This window comes from Streptomyces sp. NPDC048411, from assembly GCF_040704695.1.
Lineage (GTDB): Bacteria > Actinomycetota > Actinomycetes > Streptomycetales > Streptomycetaceae > Streptomyces.
Genome location: NZ_JBEZKL010000226.1, coordinates 1 through 7210, shown reverse-complemented (window position 1 = coordinate 7210; position 7210 = coordinate 1). Strand labels below are relative to the sequence as shown.

The 7210-nt window shown below is 68.7% G+C and carries 8 protein-coding genes and 1 rRNA gene; all 9 read left to right on the top strand.

What is annotated here, in order from left to right; genetic code table 11:
• Positions 1–74 (top strand): 5S ribosomal RNA (rrf, locus tag AB0915_RS37495); the annotation flags it as partial.
• A gap of 72 nt (positions 75–146) precedes the next feature.
• On the top strand, positions 147–791 hold the full coding sequence (locus AB0915_RS37490) for an HAD family hydrolase (protein WP_366695652.1): 645 nt from the start codon (positions 147–149) through the stop codon (positions 789–791).
• 41 nt (positions 792–832) lie between these two features.
• Positions 833–2032, top strand: coding sequence for an MFS transporter (locus AB0915_RS37485; protein ID WP_366695650.1), 1200 nt, complete (start codon positions 833–835; stop codon positions 2030–2032).
• The gene (locus AB0915_RS37480) at positions 2001–3173 is read left to right on the top strand and encodes an acetoin utilization protein AcuC (RefSeq protein WP_366695648.1); all 1173 of its coding nucleotides are present in this window, start codon (positions 2001–2003) and stop codon (positions 3171–3173) included. The genes AB0915_RS37485 and AB0915_RS37480 overlap by 32 nt, the downstream gene beginning before the upstream one ends.
• Before the next feature lie 122 nt (positions 3174–3295).
• A complete protein-coding gene (locus AB0915_RS37475) occupies positions 3296–4111 on the top strand; it encodes a phosphatase (RefSeq protein ID WP_366695646.1) in 816 nt (271 codons plus the stop codon).
• Between the two features lie 128 nt (positions 4112–4239).
• Positions 4240–4455 (top strand): helix-turn-helix domain-containing protein, encoded by a 216-nt coding sequence (locus AB0915_RS37470; RefSeq protein ID WP_266984444.1) that lies wholly within the window; start codon positions 4240–4242, stop codon positions 4453–4455.
• 109 nt (positions 4456–4564) lie between these two features.
• Positions 4565–4663 carry an AURKAIP1/COX24 domain-containing protein gene (locus tag AB0915_RS37465; protein WP_003948845.1) on the top strand — a complete coding sequence of 33 codons (99 nt, stop codon included), beginning with the start codon at positions 4565–4567 and terminating at the stop codon, positions 4661–4663.
• Positions 4664–4877: 214 nt separating this feature from the next.
• Complete coding sequence (locus AB0915_RS37460) at positions 4878–5972, top strand: NAD-dependent epimerase/dehydratase family protein (protein ID WP_366695644.1); 1095 nt, start codon at positions 4878–4880, stop codon at positions 5970–5972.
• Between the two features lie 15 nt (positions 5973–5987).
• Positions 5988–7028, top strand: coding sequence for a lysophospholipid acyltransferase family protein (locus AB0915_RS37455; RefSeq protein WP_366695642.1), 1041 nt, complete (start codon positions 5988–5990; stop codon positions 7026–7028).
• Positions 7029–7210: the final 182 nt, after the last annotated feature.

Sequence of the window (7210 nt, the reverse complement as noted above, 5' to 3'; positions counted from 1 at the left end):
ACCCGGAAGCTAAGCCTTTCAGCGCCGATGGTACTGCAGGGGGGACCCTGTGGGAGAGTAGGACGCCGCCGAACAATTATTCCGGGAAAGCCCCGTGCCCTTGTGGCACGGGGCTTTTCTGCGTTCTGAGCGTCTAGGCTCGAACCATGCGCTACGAACTGGTCATCTTCGACAACGATGGTGTGCTCGTCGACAGTGAGCCGATCTCCAACGCCATCCTCTCCGGCTACCTGACCGAGCTCGGTCACCCCACCTCGTACGAGGAATCACTCCGTGACTACATGGGGTCCGCCGTGCACCGGGTGCACGACCTCGTCGAGGAAAGGACCGGGGAGAAGCTACCCGCGGACTTCGACGAGACGCTCCACTCCCGGATCTTCGCCGCGTTCCAGGAGGAGCTGGAACCGGTCGAAGGAATCGACGACGTGCTGGGAAAGCTCGTCGCCGACGGCGTGCCGTACTGCGTCGCCTCCTCCGGGAGCCACGAACGGATCCGGGTCGGGCAGCGCAAGACCGGGCTCGACCAGTGGTTCGAGGAGGAATGGATCTTCAGCGCGGAGGACGTCGGGCACGGGAAGCCGGCACCCGATCTGTTCCTCCTCGCCGCTGAGCGGATGGGCGTTCCGCCCGAGAGGTGTGTCGTCATCGAGGACAGCCCGCTCGGGGTGGAGGCGGCACGGGCCGCGGGGATGGATGTGTACGGGTTCACGTCGATGATGCCCGCCGACCGGCTCGCCGGTGTGACCGGGCACTTCTCCGACATGGCCCAACTGCGGGAACTGCTCGCCTGATTCATCTACCCATGGGTAGGCCAGGGCCCTACGCTGCGGCCATGACGGATGCGCGGCTGCGGCACGGTAGGGCTTCCTTGGCGTTGAGCTTCTTCGCGCAAGGGGTCACCTTTGCCCTGCTCGTGACGCGTATTCCTGCCATTCAGGACCGGTACGGGATATCCGACGGGCTGCTGCCCGTGTTCCTTGCCGCCGTACCGATCCTGGCCGGTGTGGGCAGCGTGGTCACCGAGAAGGTGGTCGCGCGGGTACGGCCCCGGGTCGTACTGAGGTGGGCGCAGCCCGTGGTGCTGCTGGCGCTGCTCGGCGTCGGGGCCGGCAGCGAGCTGTGGCAGGTGGCCGTCGCGCTCGGGGTATTCGGCCTGTCCGTCGGGGCGCTCGACGCCTCCATGAACATGATGGGGGTCAGCCTTCAGCGGGCGTACGGGCGCAGCATCATGCTCGGGTTCCATGCGGTGTACAGCCTGGGCGGGATCGCCGGGGCGTCGATGGCGTGGGCCGGGGCGCACTGGGATCTCACGCTGCTGGTGTCGTACCTTCCCGCGGGCGTCCTGCTGCTGCCTGCCGCGTTCATCGGGAGCCGGTGGTACGTCGAGGGGAAGGCTGAGGGCGACGGACAGGGTGCAGAGCGTCAGGGCGGCTCCGTCTCGTTCAAGCTGCTGATGCCGCTCTGTCTGGTGATGAGCTTCGCGTACATCGGGGACTCGACGGTCTCCAACTGGAGTGCGAAGTATCTGCAGGACGTGCTGGGGAGTTCCGAGCAGCTGTCGACCGTTCCGTACAACGTCTACATGGTGACGACGCTGCTGGGGCGGGCCGTGGGGGACTTCGGGGTGCGGCGGTTCGGGGCTGTGGCTGTCGTGCGGTTCGGGAGTGTGCTGGCCGCGGCCGGGTTCGCGGTGGTGGCGGTGGCTTCCGGGGCGTGGGTCGGGATGCTCGGGTTCACCATGCTGGGGCTCGGGCTCTGTGTGATCGTTCCGCAGACGTTCGCGGCCGCCGGGCGGATGTTCCCGGGGGCGAGCGACACGGCGATCGCCCGGCTGAATGTCTTCAACTATGTGGGGTTCCTGGTGGGGTCGCCTCTGGTGGGTGCGCTCGGGGACGCGTGGAGCTACCGGGGCGCGATGCTCATCCCGATGGCGCTGGTGCTCGCGACGCTCGCGTACGCCAAGTCGTTCGGTTCGGAGTCTGCCCGATACGGTGGCGGGCATGAGCGGCCGCGCACAGTTGATGTGGGATGACGCAGTAACGGGATACGACTTCGGGGGCAGTCATCCGATGGACCCCGTCAGGCTTGCCCTGACGATGGGGCTGGTGCGGGCGTTCGGTCTCGACAACGCGGTGGATGTGGTGGCCGCCAAGCCGGCCGGGGAATCCACGCTGCGGCTCGTGCACCGTGAGGACTACGTGGCGGCCGTGCGGGCGGCCTCCGCGGATCCCAGGGCGGCCGATCAGAACTACGGGCTCGGGACGATGGATGATCCGGCGTTCGTGGGAATGCACGAGGTGTCGGCGTTGATTGCCGGGCAGTCGGTGGCCGCCGCCGAGGCGGTGTGGCGCGGGGACACCGCGCATGCGGTGAACTTCGCGGGCGGGCTGCACCATGCGATGCCGGGCGGTGCGGCGGGGTTCTGCATCTACAACGACCCGGCGCTCGCCATTGCCCGGTTGCTGGAGCTGGGTGCGGAGCGGGTCGCGTACATCGATGTGGACGTCCACCACGGTGACGGGGTGCAGGCCGCGTTCTGGGAGGACCCGCGCGTTCTGACCGTGTCGCTGCACGAACATCCGCGGACGCTCTTCCCGCAGACCGGCTGGCCGGAGGAGACCGGTTCCGGTGCGGGGGAGGGGGCCGCGGTCAATGTGGCACTGCCCGCCGGTACGGGGGACGCGGGGTGGCTGCGGGCCTTCCACGCGGTGGTGCCGGAGCTGATCGCGGACTTCCGGCCGCAGGTGCTGGTGACCCAGCACGGAGCCGATACGCACTTCGAGGATCCGCTCGCGCATCTGGCGGTGTCGCTGGACGCGCAGCGGGCGGTCATGGAGTCGTGCCATGAGCTCGCCCACGCGCATACGGAGGGCGGGCGGTGGGTGGCGCTCGGCGGGGGCGGGTATGCGGTCGTCGATGTGGTGCCGAGGTCCTGGACCCATCTGGTAGGGATCGCCGCGCATGCGCCGGTGGACCCCGAGGCGGTGATTCCTGCTTCGTGGCGGGACGAGGTCTATGCCCGGACCCGCCAGCTGGGGCCGGGCCGGATGACCGACGGACGTACGCCGTCGTGGCAGCCGTGGGAGGCGGGGTACGACCCGGCGGACCGGCTGGATCAGGCGGTGCGGGCGACCAGGCGGGCGGCGTTCCCGTTGCGGGGGCTGCTGGCCTGAGGCGGGCGGGAGCGGTCCGGCTCGGCCGATTCCGCGCGGCGGTGGGGGCGGGGTTACGCCAACTGTGGGGCCCGTCCTCTCTTTTGGCCCTCCGTCCGGGTGATTGAGGCAGCATCGGCAGGGTGTTGAGCACCGGAGCGCTGCGCGCGCATCTGCTGGCGGCCCGGCTGGCCGGGCCCGTGGCCACCTCGCGGGAGGTGAGTCTGCGGAGCTATCGGCTGTTCGCGGCCAGGGATCCGCGGGTGATGCTCGGGCTCGACCCCGCATGGGGGTGGGAGGCGCCCGATCTGCTTCGGCTGATGGCCGACAAGTGCGGGGTTTCGAACGATCCCGCTCACGTTGCGGGTCCTGATGTGATCGATCCGGAGCGGACGTTGGCCGGTCTGGACGCTTTTGCCCAGCGGTTGTCGAGCGCGGCGGTCCGGCGGGCGCCGGTGCTGTTCGGGACCGGTCATCCGCACCGGTTGCTCGATTTCTACGTCGCGCTGGCAGACGCCATGTCGGCGGCGGGGTGCGCCGTACTCACCCCTGCGCAGGGGAGATGTATCGACATAACGACCCGGTTCGGCGTACGCACGTACAAGCTCGACTACGTACGGGGAGTCGCCATGGTGCGCGAACCGGGCGTGCGGCCCCACGGTGGTGAGCCGGGCGCACATACCCACTCGCCGCTGCCGGTCCGGGTCGCGCTGGAGGCGGCGGTGATGGGCCACGGGCGGCTTCCGGAGCTGGTCGTCGGGGACCACGGCTGGGTCTGCGGCGCAGGTCAGTTGGGCATTGAGGCAATCGGTCTGGCGGATACGGACGATCCCGCGCTGTTCGTCGGGGAGGCCGAGGGGCGGGTCTCGGTCGCCGTTCCGCTCGACGACGCCGTGCCGTCCGCTTACTACCGGCCGCTTACTCGCTATGTGCTCAATCGGGCGTGTCTGTCACAGTAGGCGGCCGATGGTCCCTCCTCTTCCCCACTCGCATCACCCGCCCCTAATCTGGGGAGTGAGCGCACAACGACGAAGAGTCACCGGAGGGGAAGCCGGTGCGCGTCTCGTGCGGAAGGTACAGGTGGGTCATGGCTGGTGCTGGCAGCGAGAGGCCTCTCAACGAGGTCAAGTTTCTGACCGTGGCGGAAGTCGCCTCGGTCATGCGCGTGTCGAAGATGACCGTGTACCGCTTGGTGCACAGTGGTCATCTGCCGGCGATCCGGGTGGGCAGGTCCTTCCGGGTCCCGGAGCAAGCGGTTCACGAGTATCTCCGCGAGTCCTTTGTGGGGGTGGAGTCCGCCTGACGGTCACCTCGGATTACGTCCCTCACCGTGTGGCGGGTAGGCTAGGCCGACGTAGGTCGTGTGGGCCCAGACGCCCCGCACCAGTGAAGAGAAGTGAGCGAGGGTAGTCGTGGGCTCTGTTATCAAGAAGCGGCGCAAGCGGATGGCCAAGAAGAAGCACCGCAAGCTGCTCAAGCGCACGCGCGTTCAGCGTCGCAACAAGAAGTAAGCGAACGCAGTTCGTGAATCCGCAGCCCTCCCGCCGATACGGCGGGAGGGCTGCGGCGCGTTTGCGGGAGGGTGCCTCTGCGGGCGTGTGTGGGCCGTGTGACGCACATTTGGGCCAAAGACTCGGCAGAAGGCCGCCGCGCAGTCATCCCAGGGCAACATCCACCCGCTACGGTGACGGCCAGGGGAAACCTCTTCGACGGAAGGCGCTGATCTTGGGGAAGGTCGTGCTCGTCACGGGAGCGGCCCGGCAGCTGGGCGGCCGATTCGTGCGGCGCATCCAGCGTGATCCGGACGTGGACCGGGTGATCGCCGTCGACGCGGTCGCGCCGTCACAACAGTTGGGTGACGCCGACTTCGTACGTGTGGACATCCGCCAGCCCGCGATCGCCAGAGTCCTGGCCGCGCACGCCGTCGACACGGTCGTGCATCTGGACGTCAGCGGCAAGACCCTCGGCGCGGGTGGCCGGACCACCATCAAGGAGACCAACGTCATCGGCACCATGCAGTTGCTCGGTGTCTGCCAGAAGTCGCCGACGGTCCGGCGGCTGGTGATCAAGTCCAGTACGAGTGTGTACGGCTCCGCGCCGCGCGATCCGGCGGTCTTCACCGAGACCACCCCGCCCAAGTCCCTGCCGAGCGGGGGCTTCGCGAAGGACGCGGTGGAGGTCGAGGGATATGTACGGGGCTTTGCGCGCCGTCGGCCCGACGTGGCGGTGTGCGTGCTGCGGTTCGCGAACATCCTGGGGCCGGACGCGGACTCGCCGCTCGCCGACTACCTGGCACTGCCCGTGCTGCCGACGGTGTTCGGGTACGACCCACGGCTCCAGTTCGTGCACGAGGACGATGTCATCGACGTACTGAGGATCGCCTCGCACGAGCCGCGGCGCGGGACGCTGAACAGTGGCACGTTCAATATCGCCGGCGACGGGGTGCTGTTGCTTTCGCAGTGCGCGCGGCGGCTCGGGCGGCCGACGATGCCGGTGCCCCTGCCTGCCGTCACCTGGGTGGGCCAGGCGCTCCGTACGGTCGGCATGACGGACTTCTCGCCGGAGCAGATCCGGCTGCTCACGCATGGCAGGGTGGTCTCCACCGTCCAGATGCGCGAGACGCTGGGCTTCCACCCGGGATTCACTACCGCGGAGACGTTCGCCGCGTTCGCGCGCGGCCTGGGTCCCGGACTGCTGCCGCCCGAGACGGTGGGCAGGGCCGTCGACCGGCTGGCGGCGCTGCCCTTCGCCGGTGGGACCGGCGAGGTTCCGGTGAGCACCGGGGCAGGCGACACACAACCGACTCCCGGCGCCAGGTAGAGGAGCGCACCGACGATGGCGGATGCCAAGGTCATTCCGTTCGATGACGACCGTTCACGGTCGGGTGGCGCGCAGCGGTCCGCCCGCCGGCGGGCGACGGGGCCCGCGGTGGGCACCGCAGCCCTCAGCGCCCTGCCGGGGCAGCAGGACGCCGTGCAGGCCCAGGAGGTGGTGCAGGGGGTGGCGGGTGCGCAGGCTCACGAAGGGGCTCGGCGCGGCAGCTGGGACCGGCGGATCGCGGGTGGGCTCGCGTTTCTGCGGCGGCGGGTCACCGGTGAGTACGAGGTCGACGAGTTCGGGTACGACAAGGAGCTCACCGATCAGGTTCTGATGTCGGTGCTGAGACCGATGTACGAGAAGTACTTCCGGGTCGAGGTGAAGGGCATCGAGAACATCCCGTCGGACGGCGGGGCACTGATCGTGGCCAACCACTCGGGGACGTTGCCGCTGGACGGGCTGATGCTTCAGGTCGCCGTGCACGACACCCACCCGGCCGGTCGGCATCTACGGCTGCTCGCCGCGGACCTGGTGTTCATGATGCCGGTGGTGAACGAACTGGCCAGGAAGGCCGGGCACACGCTGGCCTGCGCGGAGGACGCGGAGCGGCTGCTGAGGCAGGGCGAGGTCGTCGGCGTGATGCCGGAGGGCTTCAAGGGCATCGGCAAGCCGTTCGGCGATCGGTACAGGCTGCAGCGGTTCGGGCGGGGCGGCTTCGTGTCGACGGCGCTGCGGGCCGGGGTGCCGATCGTGCCGTGCTCGATCGTGGGGGCGGAGGAGATCTACCCGATGATCGGCAACGCGAAGACGCTGGCGCGGGTGCTGGGGATTCCGTACTTCCCGATCACACCCACGTTTCCCTGGCTGGGACCGTTGGGCGCGGTTCCGCTGCCGACGAAGTGGACGATTCAGTTCGGGGAGCCGATTTCTACGGACGGGTATCCGGTGGAGGCGGCGGAGGATCCGATGCTGATGTTCAACTTGACGGATCAGGTGCGGGAGCAGATTCAGCACACGCTGTACAAGTTGCTGGTTCAGCGGCGGTCGGTGTTCTTCTGACGGTGCGTGCGGGTGTGTGCCTGGGGCGCCCAGCAGCCGGTTTGTCCTCAATCGCCGGACGGGCTTGATGTACCGGCGATTGAGGACGGTTGGGACCAGCACCCTCCTAGTGCCCCTCCCGGCAATGTTTGCCCCTTCGCGACGCGACGGGGCCGCTGCGATCATGACGCGCTGCAGCATGC

What these genes read in the sequence shown, in the direction of transcription:
- AB0915_RS37480 (WP_366695648.1), top strand. Translation starts at nt 2,001, where the DNA reads ATGAGCGGCCGCGCACAGTTGATGTGGGATGACGCAGTAACGGGATAC.
- AB0915_RS37490 (WP_366695652.1), top strand. Translation starts at nt 147, where the DNA reads ATGCGCTACGAACTGGTCATCTTCGACAACGATGGTGTGCTCGTCGAC.
- AB0915_RS37470 (WP_266984444.1), top strand. Translation starts at nt 4,240, where the DNA reads ATGGCTGGTGCTGGCAGCGAGAGGCCTCTCAACGAGGTCAAGTTTCTG.
- AB0915_RS37455 (WP_366695642.1), top strand. Translation starts at nt 5,988, where the DNA reads ATGGCGGATGCCAAGGTCATTCCGTTCGATGACGACCGTTCACGGTCG.
- AB0915_RS37485 (WP_366695650.1), top strand. Translation starts at nt 833, where the DNA reads ATGACGGATGCGCGGCTGCGGCACGGTAGGGCTTCCTTGGCGTTGAGC.